The following is a 458-nucleotide window of genomic DNA, read 5'->3' on the forward strand; positions in this document are numbered from 1 at the left end:
GATGCATTGGATGCACTGGGTTCAGAAACGCTCAGCCTGAGTGGGGCCGATGCTGCTTCGTTTGCGATAGTCGGCAACGAACTGCGCTATGTCGGCGCATCGCCCAATTTCGAGGTGAAATCGTCCTATAGCGTGACGGTAAATGCCAATGACCCGACGGTCGGTGGCAATCCAGATGCTTCGCAGAATTTCACGCTCAATATTAACGACGTCAACGAAGCACCCACGGCTGTCAGCTTCAGCAACACCACGACAGCGATCAATGAAAACGTCGTGGTTGGTGCGGGTATCAAGGTTGCCGATATCGCCATTACCGACGATGCATTGGGTTCAGAAACGCTCAGCCTGAGTGGGGCCGATGCTGCTTCGTTTGCGATAGTCGGCAACGAACTGCGCTATGTCGGCGCATCGCCCAATTTCGAGGTGAAATCGTCCTATAGCGTGACGGTAAATGCCAA

1 protein-coding gene is annotated in these 458 nt (G+C 53.9%); it reads left to right on the forward strand.

From position 1 onward, the window contains the following. The coding region (locus AC1D1M_RS31510) for a hypothetical protein (protein ID WP_477778710.1) at positions 1 to 458 on the forward strand (458 nt) is incomplete at both ends.

The sequence above is a fragment of the Pseudomonas sp. P1_F7 genome (assembly GCF_056405655.1).